Raw genomic sequence first — 20,382 nt, forward strand, 5'->3', positions numbered from 1 at the left:
ATGTCCGCGCCTGCTCATTCCCCTTCGTCCGGCGATCACGGGGCAGCCTGGCAGCGGACACAGCGACGTCTCCGAGCCGAGCTTGGCGAGGACATCTATCTGTCCTGGTTTGCCCGCATCGAGCTGGAATCCGTCGATACCTCCGGCGCGGCCAATCTCTCCGTTCCGACGCGCTTCCTGAAGAGCTGGATTCTGTCGCATTACGCCGACCGCATCCTGCGCGCCTTCCAGGAAGAGAATTCCGACGTGCAGCGCATCGAACTGTCGCTGCGCACCGCTGGCGGCCGTGCGCCGGCTGCAGCCCGCGCTCCGGCAGCAAATGCCGCGACGGCGCCGCGCACCGGCACGGCTCAGCCCGCTCCGCAGATCAACGGCGCAGACAACGCCGCCGGTGGCGGACTTGTCGGCTCCCCGCTCGACCGTCGCATGGGCTTCGACAGCTTCCTTGTCGGACGCTCCAATGCACTGGCGCACGCCGCCGCGCAGGAAGTGGCGAAGGCGCGTGCCGGTGAGGCGATCCGCTACAATCCGCTTTACGTTCACGCCGCTGTCGGCCTTGGCAAAACGCATCTTCTGCACGCCATTGCCGGCGCCGCGGAAACCGGCGGCCGCCGCGTTCTCTATCTCACCGCCGAGCGCTTCATGTTCGGCTTCGTCTCGGCGCTGCGGGCGCAGACCGCTCTGGCGTTCAAGGAAACGCTGCGCGGCATCGATATGCTCGTGATCGACGACGTGCAGTTCCTGCAGGGAAAAACGGTCTCCGCCGAATTCGGCCATACGCTGAACGCGCTGATCGATGCCGGCCGCCAGGTCGTCGTCGCCGCCGACCGTCCGCCGACGGAGCTGGAAAGCCTCGACGATCGCCTGCGCTCGCGCCTTGCCGGCGGCCTTGCCGTCGAGATGGCCTCGCTCGACGAAGACCTTCGCCTGTCGATCCTCAAAAGCCGTGTCACCGTCGCCCGCGAAGCCAATCTCGGCTTTGACGTGCCGCCTTCGGTTCTCGCTTACGTGGCGCGCACCGTGACGGCGAACGGCCGTGATCTCGACGGCGCGGTAAACCGCCTTCTCGCCCACAACACGCTGACCGGCGCTGCCGTGACGCTGGAGATGGCCGAGGAAGCGCTGCGCGATCTGATCCGCAACCGCGAACCCAAGCGCGTCAAGATCGAAGACATCCAGCGCATCGTCGCCCGTCACTACAACGTCTCGCGCGCCGATATCCTCTCCGCCCGCCGCACCGCGACCGTGGTCCGCCCGCGTCAGATCGCCATGTATCTGTCGAAGGTCCTGACTCTGCGCTCGCTGCCGGAAATCGGCCGCCGGTTCGGTGGCCGCGACCACACCACGGTGCTGCATGCCGTCCGCAAGATCGACGGCCTCCTGCACAGCGACAACGCCCTGGCCGAAGACGTGGACCTCCTGAAGCGCATGCTCTCGGAGTAACCAACCAAGGCATTTTGCTTGCGAAATGGCTGGGGAGCAGTCAATCTCCCCGGCCCGGCGCTCGGATGCGCCGGGGACGGCCCGGCCTCTGCGCCGGGCCGAAACGTCCCATGGAACGGAAGACTTCCAATGAAAGTGACCCTTGAACGGGCCGCGCTGCTCAGGTCCCTAAGCCATGTCCACCGGGTGGTGGAGCGCCGGACCACGATCCCGATCCTCTCCAACGTTCTCCTGAAAGCGGAAAAGGACGGGCTGCGCCTGCAGGCGACCGATCTCGATCTCGAAGTGGTTGAAACCACCGGCGCCGATGTCGGCAAAGCCGGCTCGACGACCGTTCCTGCCCATACGTTCTACGATATCGTCCGCAAACTGCCGGAAGGCTCGCAGGTTTCGCTCGAACAGAGCGGCGATACCGGTACGCTGACGATCCGCTCGGGCCGCTCGCGCTTTGCGCTGCAGACGCTGGCCGAAGCCGATTTTCCCGATCTTGCCGCCGGCGACATGCCCGTCAAATTCGAGCTCGCCGCGTCAGATCTGAAGCGCCTCATCGACAAGACGCAGTTTGCGATCTCGACCGAAGAGACCCGCTATTACCTCAACGGCATCTATCTGCATGCGATGGAAGTCGACGGCGTCCCGATGCTGCGCGCGGTCGCAACCGACGGTCACCGCCTCGCCCGCGTCGAGCTTCCGGCTCCGAAAGGCTCGGAGAAAATGCCGGGCGTCATCGTGCCGCGTAAAACCGTCGCGGAAGTGCAGCGCCTTGTCGAGGATCCGGCCGGCTCCGTCGCGATTGAACTTTCGCCGACGAAAATGCGGTTTACGCTCGGCGATGTCGTACTGACGTCGAAGCTGATCGACGGCACCTTCCCCGACTATGCGCGCGTCATTCCGGTCGGCAACGACAAGAAGCTGACCGTCGACAAGGTCGAGTTCGTTGCCGCGGTCGACCGTGTCTCGACGATTTCGAGCGAACGCGGCCGTGCGGTGAAGCTTGCGCTGAACGACGGCAAGCTGACCCTCTCGGTCACAAACCCCGACTCCGGTTCGGCGACGGAAGAGATCGAAGTCGATTACGGCGCGGACGCGCTCGATATCGGCTTCAACTCGCGCTACCTCCTCGACATCGCGGCGCAGATCGATACCGAAACGGCGCTGCTGAAACTCGCCGATCCGGGCTCGCCGACGGTGATCCAGGACAAGGAAGGCTCGTCGGCTCTCTATGTCCTGATGCCGATGCGGGTGTGATCGCAACGAACACCGCCGCCAAACGGGTCGCGCTGACGCGGCTCCGCCTCACCCATTTCCGCAATCATCCTGGCCTCACTCTTGAGACCGGGGCCAAGAATGTTGCGCTCACCGGCCCGAACGGCGCCGGCAAGACGAATATTCTCGAAGCCGTCTCGCTGCTGACGCCAGGACGCGGGCTGCGCCGCGCGGCGTTCTCCGATCTCGCCCAGGCCGACGGCGACGGCTCGTGGACGGTGTTCGCCGAACTCGACGGCGCTTTGGGAGAAGCCGCGATCGGCACCGGCACCGATGTCGCCGAGGAGAATGGCGGCCGCCGCTGCCGCATCAACGGCGCCAATGTCTCGGGCCCCGGCGCCTTTGCCGATCATCTGCGGATCGTCTGGCTGACGCCGTCGATGGACGGGCTCTTCACCGGCCCGGCCGGCGACCGCAGGCGTTTTCTCGATCGCCTGGTTCTTGCCGTCGATCCCGAACACGGCGCCCGCGTCTCCGCCTTTGAGCGGGCGCTGAGAAGCCGCAACAAACTGCTGGAGGAGGGCGGCGCCGATCCGCGCTGGCTGGACGCCATCGAACACGAGACGGCCGAGCTTGCGATCGCCGTGGCCGCCGCGCGCATCGACACCGTTTCGCGACTCGCCGGCCTTATCGCCGAGACCCGCACCCCTAGTGCGGTCTTTCCCTATGCCGAAATCGCGCTGGGCGGCTGGATGGAGGAAAACATCGCCTCCGGCAGCGCCGCCGATGCCGAAGATCTCTACCGCGCCCGCTTGCGCGATCTGAGGGGCCGCGACCGGACGGCGGGCCGCACGACCGAGGGCCCGCACGCCTCCGACCTCTCCGTCCGCCACGGGCCCAAACAGATGCCCGCCGAACTGTGTTCGACCGGCGAGCAGAAGGCCCTCCTGCTCGGCCTCGTTCTGGCCCATGCGCGGCTTGTGGCGCGCTTGTCAGGGACGACACCCCTCGTTCTTCTCGACGAGGTCGCGGCCCATCTCGACCCCGACCGCAGAGCTGCCCTTTATGCGGTGCTTTCGGACCTTGGCGCCCAGGTCTGGCTGACCGGCGCCGACCCCGCAGCCTTTGCCGAATTGGGCGCGGAATCGGTGCTTTTCCGTGTGTCTTCAGGGCACGCCGAAAGACTGGAATAAAAGCCGAAATTAGCCCCGGAATCGGTGCCAAAAGACGTGAATTTTCCGCCCGGAAAGCCTATATTCCGGGAGCGGCGAATCGCGTCGGAAAGCCCGCATTTTTCAAGGAATTTTAGCTCATGACCCCTGCCTCGGGAGCTGCCACATCCGCGAGCGAATATGGTGCGGACTCGATCAAGGTTCTGAAGGGCCTCGACGCCGTCCGCAAACGCCCCGGAATGTATATCGGCGACACCGATGACGGCTCGGGCCTGCACCACATGGTCTATGAGGTCGTCGACAACGCGATCGACGAAAGCCTTGCCGGCCACGCCGACCTCGTGACGGTGACGCTGAACGCCGACGGCTCGGTCACGGTGTCCGACAACGGCCGCGGCATTCCGACCGACATTCACAAGGACGAAGGCATCTCCGCCGCCGAGGTCATCATGACCCAGCTGCATGCCGGCGGAAAATTCGACCAGAACTCCTACAAAGTTTCCGGCGGCCTGCACGGCGTCGGCGTCTCGGTCGTCAATGCGCTGTCGTCGAAGCTGACGCTGCGCATCTGGCGCGAAGACAAAGAACACGTAATGACCTTCACCCATGGCGATGCCGATGCACCGCTCGCCGTCGTCGGTCCCGCCAATGGCCGCAAGGGAACCGAAGTCACCTTCCTGGCTTCGACGCAAACCTTCACCAGCGTCGAATATGATTACGCGACGCTCGAGCACCGTCTGCGCGAACTCGCTTTCCTCAATTCCGGCGTACGCATCGTTCTCACCGACAGGCGCGGTGTCGAGGAAAAGCGCGAAGAGCTGATGTATGAAGGCGGCATCGAAGCGTTCGTCCGCTATCTTGACCGCACCAAAAAGCCGCTCGTCGACAAGCCGATCACCGTGCGCGCCGAGCGTGACGGCATCACCGTCGAAGCTTCGCTGTGGTGGAACGACAGCTATTACGAAAACGTCCTCTGCTTCACCAACAATATTCCGCAGCGCGACGGCGGCACCCATCTCGCCGGCTTCCGCGCCGCGCTGACGCGTCAGGTCGTCGGCTATGCCGACAAATCCGGCATTTCGAAAAAGGAAAAGATCGCCGTCACCGGCGATGATTGTCGCGAAGGCATGACCTGCGTTCTGTCGGTCAAAGTGCCCGATCCGAAATTCTCGTCGCAGACGAAAGACAAGCTCGTCTCGTCGGAAGTGCGTCCGGCCGTCGAGAACGCCATTAATGAGAAGCTTGCCGAATGGTTCGAGGAGCATCCTGCCGATGCGCGCACCATTGTCGGCAAAGTCGTCGAAGCGGCCGCCGCGCGCGAAGCCGCCCGCAAGGCGCGCGAGCTGACGCGCCGCAAGGGCGCGCTCGATATGAACTCCCTGCCCGGCAAGCTTGCCGACTGCCAGGAGCGCGATCCGGCGAAATCCGAACTCTTCCTCGTCGAGGGCGACTCGGCCGGCGGCTCGGCAAAACAGGGCCGCGATCGCGGTTTTCAGGCGGTGCTGCCGCTGCGCGGCAAGATTCTCAACGTCGAGCGCGCGCGCTTCGACCGCATGCTCGGCAGCCAGGAAATCGGCACGCTGATCACCGCGCTCGGCACCGGCATCGGTAAGGACGAGTTCAACGCCGACAAGCTGCGCTATCACAAGATCATCATCATGACGGACGCCGATGTCGACGGCTCGCATATCCGCACATTGCTGCTGACCTTCTTCTTCCGCCAGATGCCGGAGCTTCTGGCGCGCGGCCATATCTACATCGCGCAGCCGCCGCTCTACAAAGTCGCGCGCGGCAAGTCCGAGCAATATCTCAAGAACGAAACCGCGCTCGAAGACTATCTCGTCTCGACCGGCTCGGAAGGCACGGTGCTTAAGCTTGCGACCGGCGAAGAACGCGGCGGCCAGGATCTGATGTCGATCATCGACACGGCGCGCGCCGTGCGCACGACTCTTCTGGGCCTGCATTCACGCTATAACCGCGCGGTGGTCGAACAGGCGGCGATCGCCGGCGTGCTCAATCTCGAAATTTTGAAAAACGAGGTTCAGGCCGATCAGGCGGCGGAATATATCGCCCACCGCCTCGACGCGATCTCGGATGAAACCGAGCGCGGCTGGGAAGGCGATGCGGATGCCACTGGCTTCACATTCAAGCGCACCGTCCGCGGCGTGCTCGAAGTCGCCAAGCTCGATATCGCTCTGCTCGGCTCGGCGGATGCGCGCAAGCTCGATGAGCATGCGCGGCATTTGCAGGACATCTATCAGAAGGCGGCCGGCCTGCAGCGCCGCGAAGAGCTGATGCCGGTACACGGGCCGATCGGCCTTGTCGAAGCCATGCTGGCGACCGGCCGCAAGGGTCTCACTTTGCAGCGCTATAAAGGCCTTGGCGAAATGAACCCCGATCAGCTCTGGGAGACGACGCTCGATGTGAACGTCCGCTCGCTGCTGCAGGTCCGGGTGAAGGAAGGCGATGACGCCGACACGACGTTCAGCCAGCTGATGGGCGACGAGGTCCCGCCGCGCCGCGATTTCATCCAGCAGAACGCCCTGACGGCCAGCGTCGACGCCTAAACCGTCACGTCGATAAGCGTTCCGGTCTTTTCCTGCGCCTTTTCGAGCAGCTTGTCCTTGATGCGTTCGGCGATCTGTTTTTCCGCCGCCTCGCGCGCCTCGTCGGGCATGGCCTCGAGCTCTTCCTCGGAGATGCCCATTTCATCCAGGATCGCGGCGCGGATGCGCTCGGCCGGTGACTGACGGGCGATCTCCAGGAATTCATCGACCGGCGATTTGTTGAGCTTCTCAGCGCTGCCCGACGCATTGCCGGAGAAAATGTTCGGAAGCTGGAAGCCTCCGCCGATACCTGAAATGGACATGTCTTTAAGCCTCGTTCTCGTGGGCACCCCACGAGAACCAAGTTCCATGCCGGAAATTCTCGAACAAAATCAAAGGCCGCTTGCAGGCAAAACGCGTCTGGCGGAAAGTTCTGCCGGGCACAAACTGCCCTTTCGGCCAGCTTGCCGCCCGGCGCCATGGGCCGCATAGAAGGCTCAAGGAGAAAATCATGGCCGCCGAAGCGCAGGGCGCACAGCTCGTCCAGATCGTTGCCCTGCTCGGTGCGGGCGTTGTCGCGGTGCCGATCTTCCGGCGCCTCGGCCTCGGTTCGGTGCTCGGCTATTTCGCGGCGGGCCTTGTCATCGGCCCGTTCGGCCTCGGCCTCTTCACCGATCCCGAAAACATCCTCCATGTCGCCGAGTTCGGCGTCATCATGCTGCTGTTCATCATCGGCCTCGAGATGCAGCCGTCGCGGCTGTGGTCGCTGCGCGGACAGATTTTCGGTCTCGGCATCGCTCATGTCGCCGCCTGCGCCGTCCTGCTGATGCTGGCCGGCATGTACATATTCGACTTCGATGCACGTGCGGCCTTCGTTGCCGGTGCGGGTTTCGTTCTGTCCTCGACCGCTGCCGTCACGCAAATGCTGGAAGAGCGCGGCGAACTTGCGGCGCCCGAGGGCCAGAAGGCCTTCGCTATTCTTCTCCTCGAAGACCTTGCCATCGTGCCGCTGCTCGCGCTCGTCGCGTTCATGGCGCCGCGCGCACCCGATGCGAACGCCGCTAGCCAGCTGGCGCAAGCGGGCTACGCAGTTGCGGCCATTGTCGGCATCGTCATCGCCGGGCGTTTCCTGCTCAATCCGATGTTCCAGCTTCTCGCCGCGGCTCGCGCCCGCGAAGTGATGACGGCGGCCGCCCTTCTTGTGGTGCTCGGTGCGGCTCTCGTGATGGATGTCGGCGGCATGTCCATGGCGATGGGCGCATTCCTTGCCGGGGTGCTGCTGTCTGAGAGTTCCTTCCGGCATCAGCTCGAAGCCGATATCGAGCCCTTCCGCGGTCTGCTGCTCGGCCTGTTTTTCCTCGCCGTCGGCATGTCGCTCGATCTTGCCGTCGTCGCGCGCGCCTGGCCGCTCATTCTCGCCATCACGCTCGTCTTCATCGCAATGTCCGGGATCGGCACCTACGCGGTTGCGCGCATTTTCAAGACGCCGCACCGCGCCGCTCTTGTCCGGACCACGATGTTCGCGCAGGGCGGCGAGTTCGCCTTCGTGTTGTATGGCGCGGCGCTCACCGCCGGCATTTTCGCCCCGGAACGCGCCGCGATCCTCAACGCCGCCGTCATCATCTCGATGGCGGTTGCGCCTCTGTCGGCCCTCATCGTCCGCCGCATGATGCCGCCGGAAGCGCCCTCGCTCGACGGACTTGAGACGCCGGACGAACTGAATGCGCATGTCCTGATCATTGGCTTCGGCCGTTTCGGCCAGGTGGCGTCGCAGGGCCTTTTGTCTCGCGGGTTCGATATCTCCATCATCGAGATCGATGTCGAGATGATCCGCGCCGCTTCCGATTTCGGCTTCCTCGTTCATTACGGCGACGGCACGCGGCTCGACATTCTCCACGCCTCGGGCGCCGGGCGCGCCGATGCCGTTCTCGTCTGTGTCGACAATCGTGAGGCCTCAAACCGGATCGTCGAGCTGATGCAGTCCGAATTCCCGCTGACCAAGCTCTATGTCCGCGCCTGGGATCGCGGCCATGCAATCCACCTCATCCACCGCAATGTGGATTTTCAAATTCGCGACACTTTCGAATCGGCACTCACGATGGGCCGCCGGGTGCTGGAGGGGCTCGGAGTGCCGGAAGAGGAGGCGCACGAGATCTGCCGCGAGGTCCGCCGCCGCGACGACGAAAGGCTGGATTTGCAAGTCGCCGGCGGTATTTATGCCGGACAGGATCTGATGCTGGGCAACGCTCCGCGGCCCGGCCCGCTGACCGCGCCGCGCCGACCCGGGCGTGTGGTCGGCGAGGCCCCGCAACCGGATATTACCTAGTTTGGAGCCGGGGAACCTCTGTGTTAGAGGAACCCCGCCGCGCGGCGGCGACCTCCACTAAAAAGGCCAAGAACCGGAATGACCTCCCGCAAATCCAGCTTTACCTATGAAGAGCTCCTGACCTGCGGGCGGGGCGAAATGTTCGGCCCGGGCAATGCCCAGCTGCCGGTTCCGCCCATGCTGATGTTCGACCGGATCACCGAAATTTCGGAAGAGGGCGGCCCGAACGGCAAGGGTTTCGTGCGCGCCGAGCTCGATGTGCGGCCCGATCTCTGGTTCTTCGACTGCCATTTCATCGGCGATCCGGTCATGCCGGGCTGCCTTGGCCTCGACGCCCTCTGGCAGATGGTCGGCTTTTATCTCGGCTGGCTCGGCTCGCCGGGCCGCGGACGGGCGCTCGGTGCCGGAGAGATCAAATTCACCGGCCAGGTTCTGCCCAGCGTCAAGAAGGTCGTCTACGGTGTCGACTTCAAGCGCGTGATGCGCTCCAAACTCGTTCTGGGCGTCGCCGATGGCTGGCTGGAAGCCGATGGAGAGGTTATCTATCGGGCAAGCGATCTGAAGGTTGGCCTGTTCACGACCTGACCGGCAACAGGCTTAAAGTTACCCAACAAGAAGGAGCCGGGGCCTTTGCGCCCCGCGGCGGGAGAAAAGCATGAGACGCGTCGTCGTCACCGGCATGGGCATTGTCTCCTCGATCGGCAATTCCACCCAGGAAGTCACCGCCAGTCTGCGCGAGGCCAAATCCGGCATCAGCCGCGCCGAGGATTACGTCAATCTCGGCTTCCGCTGCCAGGTGCATGGCGCGCCCGACATCAATGTCGAGGACCTCGTCGACCGGCGTGCGATGCGCTTCCACGGCGGCGGCACCGCCTGGAACCATGTCGCCATGGATCAGGCGATCCGCGATTCCGGCCTCGAGGCCAATGACATCTCAAACGACCGCACCGGCATCATCATGGGCTCGGGCGGTCCGTCGACCCGCGCCATCGTCGAAGCCGCCGACATCACCCGCAAAAACAACAGCCCCAAGCGCATCGGCCCATTCGCCGTGCCGAAGGCCATGTGCTCGACGGCGTCGGCCACGCTCGCCACCTGGTTCAAGATCAAGGGCGTGAACTATTCGATCTCGTCCGCCTGCGCGACCTCCAGCCATTGCATCGGCAATTCGGCGGAGCAGATCCAGCTCGGCAAGCAGGACGTGATGTTTGCCGGCGGCTGCGAAGATCTCGATTGGTCGCTGTCGAACCTGTTCGACGCCATGGGTGCGATGTCGTCTTCCTATAACGACACGCCGGCGACGGCCTCGCGCGCCTATGACAAAAACCGCGACGGTTTCGTGATTGCCGGCGGCGCGGGCGTTGTCGTTCTCGAAGAACTCGAACATGCGAAAGCGCGCGGCGCCCGTATTTACGGCGAGCTTGCCGGCTACGGCGCGACATCGGACGGTCATGATATGGTGGCACCGTCCGGCGAGGGCGCGGTCCGATGCATGCGCCAGGCGCTGTCGACCGTGAAGACAAAAATCGATTACATCAATCCGCACGCCACGGCGACGCCGGTCGGCGACGCCAAGGAGATCGAAGCGCTGCGCGAAGTCTTCGGCAAGGATTGCCCGCCGATTTCCGCCACAAAGAGCCTGACAGGCCATTCGCTCGGCGCGGCCGGCGTTCAGGAAGCGATCTATTCGCTGCTGATGCTGAACAACGGCTTCCTCGCCGAAAGCGCCCATATCGAAGAGATCGATCCGCAATTTGCCGATATGCCGATCCTGCGCGAGCGCAAGGATGTGCAGGTCGGCACCGTGCTGTCGAACTCCTTCGGCTTCGGCGGCACCAACGCCACCCTCGTCTTCAAACGGCTCGACGCGTAATGGTCGCAGGACTCCTCTCCGGCAAGCGCGCGCTCGTGATGGGCGTTGCGAACGATCACTCGATCGCCTGGGGCATCGCCCGCAAGCTTGCCGAGGCCGGCGCCGAAATCGCCTTCACCTATCAGGGCGACAGCCTGAAAAAGCGCGTCGGCCCGCTGGCCGCCAGCATCGGCTCGGACATTCTTCTGCCCTGCGATGTCGAGGACGAAGCCTCCGTCAAATCGGTTTTCGCCGCGCTGAAGGAGAAATGGGGTTCGCTCGACATTCTCGTTCACGCGATCGCCTTCTCCGACAAATCGGAACTCAAGGGCCGCTACGCCGATACGACGCGCGCCAATTTCTCCCGCACCATGGTGATCTCCTGCTTCTCCTTCACCGAAGTCGCCCGTCAGGCGGCCGAGCTGATGACGAATGGCGGCTCAATGATCACGCTGACCTATGGCGGCTCGGTGCGCGTGATGCCGAATTATAACGTCATGGGCGTTGCCAAAGCCGCTCTCGAAGCGAGCGTGCGCTACCTCGCCTCCGATTTCGGCCCGAACAATATCCGCGTCAACGCGATTTCGGCCGGACCCGTCCGGACGCTTGCCGGCGCCGGCATTGCCGATGCGCGGCTGATGTTCAATTTCCAGACCCGCCACGCGCCGCTGCGCCGCACGGTGACGATCGATGAAGTCGGGGGCGCGGCGCTCTATCTGCTGTCCGATCTCGGCTCGGGCGTCACCGGCGAAATCCATTATGTCGACAGCGGCTACAACATCATCTCGATGCCGCAGCCGGAATCGCTGAAGCTCGTCGATGCGGCGGAAGAAGCCGCCGAGAAAGCTCCGCCGCACGCGGCGGAATAAAGCTTTCCAACGTTGAAACGAAAAAGGGCGGCCCCTCGGCCGCCCTTTCGATTCCGAACTTTTAAGAAGATTATTCGGCGGCCGGAACGGCTTCCGCGTTCTGCTTCTTTTCGAGGTCTTCGCCGGTTTCCTGATCGACGACCTTCATCGACAGACGCGTCTTGCCGCGATCGTCGAAGCCGAGCAGCTTGACCTTGACCTTGTCGCCTTCCTTGAGAACGTCCGAGACCTTCTCGATGCGGCGCGGAGCGATCTGCGACACGTGGACGAGACCATCGCGCGCGCCGAAGAAGTTCACGAAGGCGCCGAAATCGACGACCTTGACGACCGTGCCCTCATAGATCGTGCCGACTTCAGGTTCGGCAACGATCGAGTGGATCCAGTTGAGCGCGGCCTTGATGGCCTTGCCGTCGGCGGACGCCACCTTCACCGTGCCGTCGTCTTCGACATTGATCTTCGCGCCGGTCTTTTCGACGATTTCACGAATGACCTTGCCGCCCGAACCGATCACGTCGCGGATCTTGTCGACCGGAATCTTGATCACTTCGATGCGCGGCGCGAATTCGCCGAGTTCCGGACGGGCTGCCGTGAGGGCCTTGCCCATTTCGCCGAGAATGTGATTGCGGCCGTCCTTCGCCTGCGCGAGGGCGACCTTCATGATGTTCTCGGTGATGCCGGCGATCTTGATGTCCATCTGCAGGGCAGTGATGCCCTCGGTGGTGCCGGCGACCTTGAAGTCCATATCGCCGAGATGATCCTCGTCGCCGAGAATATCCGACAGAACCGCAAAGCGTTCGCCTTCGAGAATGAGGCCCATCGCAATACCCGCGACCGGACGCTTCAGCGGAACGCCCGCATCCATGGCCGCGAGCGAGGTACCGCAGACCGTCGCCATCGAGGACGAGCCGTTCGACTCGGTGATCTCGGAGACAACGCGCAGCGTGTACGGGAACTCGTGGTTCGCCGGCAGCATCGGATGGATGGCGCGCCAGGCGAGCTTGCCGTGGCCGATTTCGCGGCGGCCGGGCGAACCCATGCGGCCGGTTTCACCGACCGAATAGGGCGGGAAATTATAGTGCAGCATGAAGGCTTCTTTATACGTGCCTTCGAGCGCGTCGATGAACTGCTCGTCTTCGCCGGTGCCGAGCGTCGCGACAACGAGCGCCTGGGTTTCACCGCGGGTGAAGAGCGAGGAGCCGTGCGTACGCGGCAGAACGCCGACTTCCGACAGGATCGGACGGACGGTTTTCACGTCGCGGCCGTCGATGCGGATGCCGTCGTCGAGAATGTTCCAGCGCACGATCTTGGCTTCGAGATCGTGGAACACCGAACCGACTTTGGTGGCCGGCGGGGCCTTCTCGTCGCCTTCCGGCGAGAGCTTGGCGATCACCGCTTCGCGAATTTTGCCGACCGCCGTATAGCGGTCCGTCTTCTTCTGGATCTTGTAGGCTTCGCGCAGATCCTTTTCGGCGATCTTGCGGATATCGGCCTCAAGTGCCGAATTGTCGACCGCTTCGATATCGCGCGGCTCCTTCGCCGCCTTTTCAGCGAGACGGACGATCGCGTCGATCACCGGCTGGAAGCCTTTGTGACCGAACATCACGGCGCCGAGCATGACCTCTTCGGAGAGCTCTTTGGCTTCCGACTCGACCATCAGCACCGCGTCCTGCGTACCGGCAACAACGAGATCGAGTTCCGATTCCTTGATCTTGTCGACCGTCGGGTTGAGCACGTACTCGCCATTGATATAGCCGACGCGGGCGCCACCGATCGGGCCCATGAACGGCACGCCCGAGATCGTCAGAGCCGCGGACGCCGCAACCATGCCGACGATGTCCGGATCGTTTTCGAGATCGTGCGAGAGAACGGTGACGACGACCTGCGTATCGCAGCGCCAGCCGTCGACGAAGAGCGGACGGACCGGACGGTCGATCAGGCGGGAAACCAGCGTTTCCTTTTCGGTCGGACGGCCTTCACGCTTGAAGAAGCCGCCGGGAATGCGGCCCGCGGCGTAAAAGCGCTCCTGATAATTGACGGTCAGGGGCATGAAATCGACACCGGGCTTCGGCGCCTTGGCGGCGACGACGGTGGCGAGAACTGTGGTGTCGCCATAGGTGGCGAGAACGGCGCCATGCGCCTGGCGGGCAACGCGGCCCGTTTCGAGGATGAGCTCGTGCCCACCCCATTCAAAAACTTCACGATGAATATCGAACATATGTGTCTTCTCACGGTCTGCGGCGATGCGGGCCGGACCACGAGCAGAATGGCGAGAAGCTCCTCAATGGAAGCGTCCGGCGATCCTGCCCGCGAACTCGATTGGCTCCGCATCACCTCGGATTGAGCGCGGCATCCTCATGAGGCCGCACCATGCAAAACGGCGCGCCGCGGGGGCGCGCCGTACATAAATCAGCGGCGGATATTCAGCCGCTTGATGAGCTCTTCGTAGCGGCTCGTATCCTTCGACTTCACATAGTCGAGCAGCGAGCGGCGCTGGCTCACGAGCTTCAGAAGGCCGCGACGCGAATGATTGTCCTTCGCGTGTCCCTTGAAGTGCTCAGTGAGATTGTTGATGCGTTCCGTCAGGATCGCGACCTGCACCTCCGGCGAACCCGTGTCGCCGGCTTTGGTGGCATATTCCTTCACGAGCGCCTGTTTGCGCTCTGCAGCAATCGACATCGGGTATCCTTTCTTGGCGACCGGCGTCAGCCGGCAGCGGTTGGTGTCCCAGGCTCAGCCCGGAAGATGGAACACGCGTTTGGGATGAACTTCGCCGCCTTCAGCCTCCGCCAGAGCGACAAGCGCACCCTGGGCGGTCACGTAACAAGTGCCTGAAAGCAGCGGCGCATCGCGTCCGCGCAACAAAACGGCCTGACCTCGTCTGAGGCGGGCCGCATCCGACCCGTTCACGGCCAGCGCCGGGATGTCGTCCAGCGCGGTCTCAACGGGAAGGAGGTGGTCTGCAAGGTTGCCCTCGCCGGGGGGACATAACCCCAGGCGCTCGATTTCGTCCAGCGAAATAAGATCAGCTTCCTCAAAGGGGCCGACCTGGACGCGCCGGAGCGCCGAGACATGGCCGAAACAGCCGAGCGCCCGGCCCATATCGCGGGCCAGGGCGCGGACATAGGCCCCCTTGCCGGTTTCGGTTTCGAAGGTGGCGAAATCGTCAGTTTTCTCAACAAGTTCAAGGCGATGGACCGCGATCTCGCGCGCCTCGAGATTGACCTCTTCACCCTCGCGGGCAAGGTCATAGGCCCGCTCGCCGTCGATCTTGATGGCCGAGAAGCGGGGCGGGGTCTGGAGGATGTTTCCCGTGAAACCGGGCAGAACGGCCCGGATTTCGGCCTCGGAGGGCCGCTGGGGGGAGGTCTCTCCGGGGTGGCCCTCGCTGTCGTCGGTATCGGTCTCGATGCCCCAGGCCACGGTGAACCGGTAGATTTTCCGTCCGTCCATGGCGAAGGGGACGGTCTTGGTGGCCTCCCCGAAAGCAATCGGCAGGCAGCCCGTCGCCAGCGGATCGAGGGTGCCGGCATGGCCGGCCTTCTTGGCGCCAAACGCGCGTTTGACCCGTGCCAGAGCATGGGTCGAGGTCATGCCGGTCGGCTTGTCGAGGACAAGCCAGCCATGGACGTCGATCTTCTTGCGCTTGGGCTGAGCCGGAGACTGTGCGGGCGCGTTCATTCCTCGCCCTCCCTCTTGCTCTCGACATCGCGGCGCACTTCCGGCCGGTCGAGCAGCGCATCCATCTTGGCGCCGATATCGAAGCTGGTATCGACCATGAAGCGCAGATCGGGCACCGAACGCAGCTCGACCCGTTTGCCGAGCGCGCCGCGCAGGAATGCTTTGTTCTTGGCGAGCGCTTTCACGATCTTGTCGGCATCCTTGCCTCCGAGCGGCATGACATAGGCCGTCGCAAGCTTCAGGTCCGGCGACATCTTCACTTCGGGGATCGTAATGACGGCCTTGCCGAGCGCGGGGTCCGGAATCTCGCCGCGCTGCAGAATTTCAGCGAGCGCATGGCGCACGAGTTCGCCGACGCGCAATTGCCGCTGGGACGGGCCCGCGGGCTGAGCTTTCTTGATCATGTTTTTCTAACCTCGAACCGTATGGACGCCGCGGAATTGGACCGCGACGCCCTCGTTCGTCACATCACAGAGAGCGGGTCACCTCGGTCACCGAATAGCATTCGATGACGTCGCCGGCGCGCATATCCTGATAGTTCTCGAAGGCCATGCCGCATTCCTGACCGGCCTGGACTTCCTTCACTTCGTCCTTGAAGCGCTTGAGCGTCGAGAGCTTGCCTTCGTGGACGACAACGTTGTCGCGGATCAGGCGCACGCCCGCACCGCGTTCGACGCGGCCTTCGGTGACCTTGCAGCCCGCGACCTTGCCGACCTTCGAAATGTTGAACACTTCGAGGATTTCGGCATTGCCGAGGAATTCTTCGCGGCGCTCCGGCGCCAGAAGGCCCGACATCGCTTTGCGGATATCGTCCACGAGATCGTAGATGATGTTGTAGTAGCGGATCTCGGTGCCGGTGCGATCGCCCGCCTCGCGCGCTTCCTTCAGCGCACGGACGTTGAAGCCGAGCACCGCGGCGCCCGAGGCGCTTGCAAGCGTGATGTCCGACTCGGTGATGCCGCCGACGCCCGCGTGCAGAACGCGCGCCGCAACTTCGTCATTGCCGAGCTTGGCCAGCGCCTGAATGATCGCTTCGACAGAACCCTGCACGTCGCCCTTGATGACGAGCGGGAACTCCTGGCGTCCCGCCGCGGTCTTCAGGTTCGACATCATCTGTTCGATCGAGCCGCCACCGCCACGGCCCGAACGGGCCGCTGCGAGATCGCGCCGCTGGCGCTGACGGTATTCGGTGACTTCGCGGGCACGCGCTTCGTTCTCGACGACCGCAAGACGGTCGCCGGCTTCCGGCGCGCCCTGGAAACCCAGGATTTCGACCGGCAGCGACGGACCGGCTTCGGACACCGCTTTGCCCTGATCGTCGATGAGCGCGCGGACGCGGCCCCATTCGGAACCGGCCACAACAATGTCGCCGCCCTTCAGCGTGCCGCGCTGCACGAGCACAGTCGCAACCGGGCCGCGGCCCTTGTCGAGCTTGGCTTCGATGACGATGCCTTCGGCCGGACGATCGGGATTTGCCTTCAGATCGAGAAGTTCGGCCTGCAGGGCGATAAGCTCGAGCAGCTTGTCGAGGTTCAGTTTCTTCGTCGCCGAAACTTCGACTTCGAGAATTTCACCGCCGAGGCTTTCGACCTGCAGCTCATGCTGCAGAAGCTCGGTACGTACGCGCTCGGGCTTTGCCCCTTGCTTGTCGATCTTGTTGATCGCAACGATGATCGGAACGCCCGCGGCCTTCGCGTGATTGATGGCTTCGGCCGTCTGCGGCATGACGCCGTCATCGGCGGCGACAACGAGCACGACGATGTCGGTCGCTTTCGCGCCGCGCTGACGCATGGCGGTAAAGGCTTCGTGGCCGGGCGTGTCGATGAAGGTGACAAGGCTGCCTGCCGGCGTCTTCACCTGATAGGCGCCGATATGCTGCGTGATGCCGCCGGCTTCGCCGGAGACGACATTCGTCTGGCGGATGGCGTCGAGCAGCGAGGTCTTGCCGTGGTCGACATGGCCCATGATCGTGACGACCGGCGGACGCGGAACGGCTGCGCCTTCCTCGTCGGCCGCATCGAACAGGCCTTCTTCGACGTCCGATTCCGCAACGCGGCGGACGGTGTGGCCCATTTCTTCGGCAATCAGCTGCGCCGTATCGGCGTCGATGACGTCGTTGATCTTCTTCATCTCGCCCTGCTTCATCAGCAGGCGGATGACATCGACCGCACGCTCGGCCATGCGGTTGGCGAGCTCCTGGATCGTGATCGTTTCCGGAATGACGACTTCGCGCGCGAGCTTTTCCTTGGGCTCGGCCGAAACCTTGCCGGTCATGCGCTGCACGCGGCGGCGGAACGAGGCAACCGAACGGGCGCGCTCTTCTTCCGATTCAAACGCCGTCGTCAACGTCAGACGCGTGCGCTGCTTTTCCTGGCCGGCTTTGGTGCGCTCAGGCTTCGGCGGAACCACCGGACGCGCGGGCATGCCCGGACGGCGGATCGGCGCGCGGCGCGTCTCATCCTCGTCTTCAGCGGTGGCAACGCGTCCGCGCGCAACACCTGCTGCCGGCGTCTCGTCGCCGAGGCGCTTCTTGGCGGACTCTTCCGCCTTCTTGCGCGATTCTTCTTCCTGCGTGCGGCGCGTTTCCTCGTCGCGCTTGCGCGCTTCGGCGGCTTCGCGGTCGGCAAGGCGGCGCGCATCTTCGGCGGCGCGGCGTGTCGCGTCGGCCTCGGCCTTGACGCGATCGTCGGCTTCGCGAAGACGGCTGTCGGCAAGAGCGCGGTCGCGCGCTTCAATTTCGTCGGTGGTCAGCGTGCGCAGCACAACGCCCGGCGTGCGCGGTGCGGATGGCGCTTTCGAAGGAGCTGCGGGCGCAGGAGCTGCAGCCGGCGGTGCGGACGGCGCGGCGGGCTTGCGCGCAGCGGGAGCGGCCTGCGGAGCAGCGGCCTCCGGCTTATCGCCGGGGCCGATCACGCGGCGCTTCACCTTTTCCACGACGACCGATTTCGAGCGGCCATGGCTGAAGCTCTGCTTCACCGTGCCCTGCTCGACCGGCCGTTTCAGCGTCAATGTCTTGCCCAGGCCGAGAGGTTTATCGCCCGGGTTTTTCGTATCCGTCATTCCTGATCCGTTTCTGCGGGTTGCCCCGTATCGCCGTCCCTATAGCGCGCAAGCTGAAGCGCCCGCGCGATAAAAGCGTCGCTCACGGGGTCCGCGAGCAGCGCTGCATGTACCACATTCTCGCGGCCCAAGGCCAAATCCAATTGCCGCGAGGAAAAAAGGCTCAAGACCCTCACCTCGCCGCCGCCCGTGCCGCGCCTGGCCGCCTGGGCCAGTTTGCGCTTTCCGTCCTCGGCGGCATCGCCCGCATGGAGCACCAGAGCCGCCTCATTCCGGTCGAGCGCCGTCTCAACCTTGCCGAACCCGGTCACGACCCGCCCGGCCTTATTGGCCAGGGAAAGCATGTCGAGCGCCGAGCGCTCGAGAAGGGCCTCGACCTCGGCGGCAAGATCCGCCGAAACCCGGCTCTCCGCCTTGAAGCCGCGGGCAAAAACCTTTTTCGCCACAGCCGCGCCGACAGACCCGGCCCGGGCCTCGACCCAGACGCCGCGGCCCGGCAGCCGCCGCTTCAGATCGGGAACCACCGCCCCGTCCGGCGCCCGGACAAAGCGGATAAGCTCCTCGACCGGATGGACCTTACGGCTTACCGCACAGCTGCGGGACGCGGCCCGCCGGTCGTCCTTCTCGTCCTCGCTCAGGCCGAAGCCTCCTCCTCGACGGGCTCTTCAGTTTCCGCCTGAGGCAGCTCGTCGATCCAGCCGGCCTTGAGGCGCGCCTGCATGATGAGAGCCTCGGCTTCTTCCTTGGAGACCGAGAAGCCTTCGAGGGCGCCGGGGAAACGCTTGGTTTCGTTGTCCTGGCGCTCGGTCCAGCCGAGAAGGTCGTCCGTCGCGGAGCCCGCGAGGTCTTCCACCGATTTGATGTCGTTTTCGCCAAAAGCAACCAGCATCGCGGTCGTGACGCCCGGAATGTCCTTCAGCTCGTCGGCGACGCCGAGTTCCTTGCGGCGATCGTCCTGCTCCGCTTCGAGGCGGGCCAGCGTCTCGCGCGCGCGGTTCTGGATTTCCGTCGCGGTGTCTTCGTCGAAGCCCTGTATGGACGCGATTTCGCCGATATCGACAAAGGCGATTTCCTCGACCGTGCCGAAGCCCTCAGCCGCGAGCAGCTGACCGACAACCTCGTCGACATCGAGCGCTTCCATGAAGCGCTGAGTGCGTTCGTTGAATTCTTTCTGGCGGCGCTCGGATTCTTCGGCTTCCGTCAGGATGTCGATATCCCAGCCGGTGAGCTGCGAAGCCAGACGCACATTCTGGCCGCGGCGGCCGATGGCCAGCGACAGCTGGTCATCCGGAACGACGACTTCGATCTTGCCCGAATCCTCATCGAGCACGACCTTGACGACTTCCGCCGGCTGCAGCGCGTTGACGATGAACGTCGCCTCGTCCTGCGACCACGGAATGATGTCGATCTTTTCGCCCTGCAATTCGTTCACCACGGCCTGCACGCGCGAACCGCGCATACCGACGCAGGCGCCGACGGGATCGATCGATGAGTCACGCGAGATAACGCCGATCTTGGCGCGCGAACCCGGATCGCGGGCAACCGCCTTCACTTCGATGATGCCGTCGTAGATTTCCGGCACTTCCTGAGCGAACAGCTTCGCCATGAACTGCGGATGCGTGCGCGACAGGAAAATCTGCGGGCCGCGCGGCTCCGAGCGCACATCGTAGACATAAGCGCGGATGCGGTCGCCGGGGCGGAACATTTCGCGCGGCAGAAGTTCGTCGCGGCGGACAATCGCTTCGCCGCGGCCGAGATCGACGATCACATTGCCGTATTCGACGCGCTTGACGACGCCGTTGACGATATCGCCGATGCGGTCCTTGTATTCGAGGTACATACGCTCGCGTTCGGCTTCGCGCACTTTCTGCACGATGACCTGTTTCGCCGACTGCGCGGCGATGCGGCCGAAATCGAACGGCGGCAGCGTCTCGGAAATGTAATCGCCGGGCTGTGCCGCGGGATTGCGCTGGCGGGCCTCTTCGAGCGCGATGTCGGTCGAGGTGTTCTCGACCTTTTCGACGACATGCAGAAGGCGCGACAGGCGGATTTCGCCGGTCTTCGGGTGGATCTCGGCGCGCACTTCCGTCTCGGCGCCGTAGCGGGCGCGCGCGGCTTTGGCGATCGCGTCCTCCATAGCGGCCAGCACGATCTGCCGGTCGATCACTTTTTCCCGCGCAACCGCATCGGCGATCTGCAGAAGCTCCAGACGATTGGCGCTAACGGCCAT

15 protein-coding genes and 1 pseudogene are annotated in these 20,382 nt (G+C 64.0%); 8 read left to right on the forward strand and 8 right to left on the reverse strand.

Annotated elements, in window-relative coordinates; genetic code table 11:
• The 4 genes from dnaA to gyrB all read left to right on the forward strand — a co-directional run bounded on the left by dnaA (nucleotide 1) and on the right by gyrB (nucleotide 6,388).
• Nucleotides 1-1,443, forward strand: coding sequence for a chromosomal replication initiator protein DnaA (dnaA, locus tag IZ6_RS00005; protein WP_222876000.1), 1,443 nt, complete (start codon nucleotides 1-3; stop codon nucleotides 1,441-1,443).
• A 129-nt stretch (nucleotides 1,444-1,572) separates the two neighbouring features.
• The gene (gene dnaN, locus IZ6_RS00010) at nucleotides 1,573-2,691 is read left to right on the forward strand and encodes a DNA polymerase III subunit beta (protein WP_222876001.1); all 1,119 of its coding nucleotides are present in this window, start codon (nucleotides 1,573-1,575) and stop codon (nucleotides 2,689-2,691) included.
• The gene (gene recF, locus IZ6_RS00015; protein ID WP_222877477.1) at nucleotides 2,691-3,842 is read left to right on the forward strand and encodes a DNA replication/repair protein RecF; all 1,152 of its coding nucleotides are present in this window, start codon (nucleotides 2,691-2,693) and stop codon (nucleotides 3,840-3,842) included. The genes dnaN and recF overlap by 1 nt, the downstream gene beginning before the upstream one ends.
• 119 nt (nucleotides 3,843-3,961) lie before the next feature.
• Nucleotides 3,962-6,388 carry a DNA topoisomerase (ATP-hydrolyzing) subunit B gene (gyrB, locus tag IZ6_RS00020; protein ID WP_222876002.1) on the forward strand — a complete coding sequence of 809 codons (2,427 nt, stop codon included), beginning with the start codon at nucleotides 3,962-3,964 and terminating at the stop codon, nucleotides 6,386-6,388.
• Here the strand turns inward: gyrB and IZ6_RS00025 are convergent.
• Complete coding sequence (locus tag IZ6_RS00025) at nucleotides 6,385-6,690, reverse strand: hypothetical protein (protein ID WP_222876003.1); 306 nt, start codon at nucleotides 6,688-6,690, stop codon at nucleotides 6,385-6,387. The two genes, gyrB and IZ6_RS00025, sit on opposite strands and share 4 nt — an antisense overlap.
• A gap of 188 nt (nucleotides 6,691-6,878) precedes the next feature.
• Here IZ6_RS00025 and IZ6_RS00030 point away from each other — a divergent pair, with 188 nt between their 5' ends.
• The 4 genes from IZ6_RS00030 (at nucleotide 6,879) to fabI (ending at nucleotide 11,414) form a co-directional block, all read left to right on the forward strand.
• Entirely contained in the window at nucleotides 6,879-8,693 is a 1,815-nt protein-coding gene (locus IZ6_RS00030) for a monovalent cation:proton antiporter-2 (CPA2) family protein (RefSeq protein WP_222876004.1), read from the forward strand.
• A 78-nt stretch (nucleotides 8,694-8,771) separates the two neighbouring features.
• A complete protein-coding gene (fabA, locus tag IZ6_RS00035; RefSeq protein WP_222876005.1) occupies nucleotides 8,772-9,278 on the forward strand; it encodes a 3-hydroxyacyl-[acyl-carrier-protein] dehydratase FabA in 507 nt (168 codons plus the stop codon).
• A 70-nt stretch (nucleotides 9,279-9,348) separates the two neighbouring features.
• On the forward strand, nucleotides 9,349-10,566 hold the full coding sequence (gene fabB / locus IZ6_RS00040; protein ID WP_222876006.1) for a beta-ketoacyl-ACP synthase I: 1,218 nt from the start codon (nucleotides 9,349-9,351) through the stop codon (nucleotides 10,564-10,566).
• On the forward strand, nucleotides 10,566-11,414 hold the full coding sequence (gene fabI, locus IZ6_RS00045) for an enoyl-ACP reductase FabI (protein WP_222876007.1): 849 nt from the start codon (nucleotides 10,566-10,568) through the stop codon (nucleotides 11,412-11,414). Before fabB ends, fabI begins: the two co-directional genes overlap by 1 nt.
• Before the next feature lie 70 nt (nucleotides 11,415-11,484).
• On the opposite strand, the gene pnp is transcribed toward fabI, so the two are convergent.
• From pnp to nusA, 7 genes and pseudogenes are all read right to left on the reverse strand, one after another.
• Nucleotides 11,485-13,629, reverse strand: a complete 2,145-nt coding sequence (gene pnp / locus IZ6_RS00050) for a polyribonucleotide nucleotidyltransferase (RefSeq protein WP_222876008.1) — start codon at nucleotides 13,627-13,629, stop codon at nucleotides 11,485-11,487.
• A 191-nt stretch (nucleotides 13,630-13,820) separates the two neighbouring features.
• The gene (gene rpsO, locus IZ6_RS00055) at nucleotides 13,821-14,120 is read right to left on the reverse strand and encodes a 30S ribosomal protein S15 (RefSeq protein ID WP_225874072.1); all 300 of its coding nucleotides are present in this window, start codon (nucleotides 14,118-14,120) and stop codon (nucleotides 13,821-13,823) included.
• A 24-nt stretch (nucleotides 14,121-14,144) separates the two neighbouring features.
• Nucleotides 14,145-15,128: pseudogene (gene truB, locus IZ6_RS00060) on the reverse strand (tRNA pseudouridine(55) synthase TruB); the annotation flags it as partial.
• Complete coding sequence (gene rbfA, locus IZ6_RS00065) at nucleotides 15,089-15,496, reverse strand: 30S ribosome-binding factor RbfA (RefSeq protein WP_222876011.1); 408 nt, start codon at nucleotides 15,494-15,496, stop codon at nucleotides 15,089-15,091. The gene rbfA and the pseudogene truB, both read right to left, overlap by 40 nt.
• 64 nt (nucleotides 15,497-15,560) lie before the next feature.
• Nucleotides 15,561-18,152 carry a translation initiation factor IF-2 gene (gene infB, locus IZ6_RS00070; RefSeq protein ID WP_222876012.1) on the reverse strand — a complete coding sequence of 864 codons (2,592 nt, stop codon included), beginning with the start codon at nucleotides 18,150-18,152 and terminating at the stop codon, nucleotides 15,561-15,563.
• Complete coding sequence (locus IZ6_RS00075; RefSeq protein ID WP_222877478.1) at nucleotides 18,149-18,790, reverse strand: RNA-binding protein; 642 nt, start codon at nucleotides 18,788-18,790, stop codon at nucleotides 18,149-18,151. Before IZ6_RS00075 ends, infB begins: the two co-directional genes overlap by 4 nt.
• Entirely contained in the window at nucleotides 18,787-20,382 is a 1,596-nt protein-coding gene (gene nusA / locus IZ6_RS00080) for a transcription termination factor NusA (protein ID WP_222876013.1), read from the reverse strand. Before nusA ends, IZ6_RS00075 begins: the two co-directional genes overlap by 4 nt.

The organism is Terrihabitans soli (genome assembly GCF_014191545.1).
In the GTDB taxonomy this organism is placed as follows: domain Bacteria; phylum Pseudomonadota; class Alphaproteobacteria; order Rhizobiales; family Methylopilaceae; genus Flaviflagellibacter; species Flaviflagellibacter soli.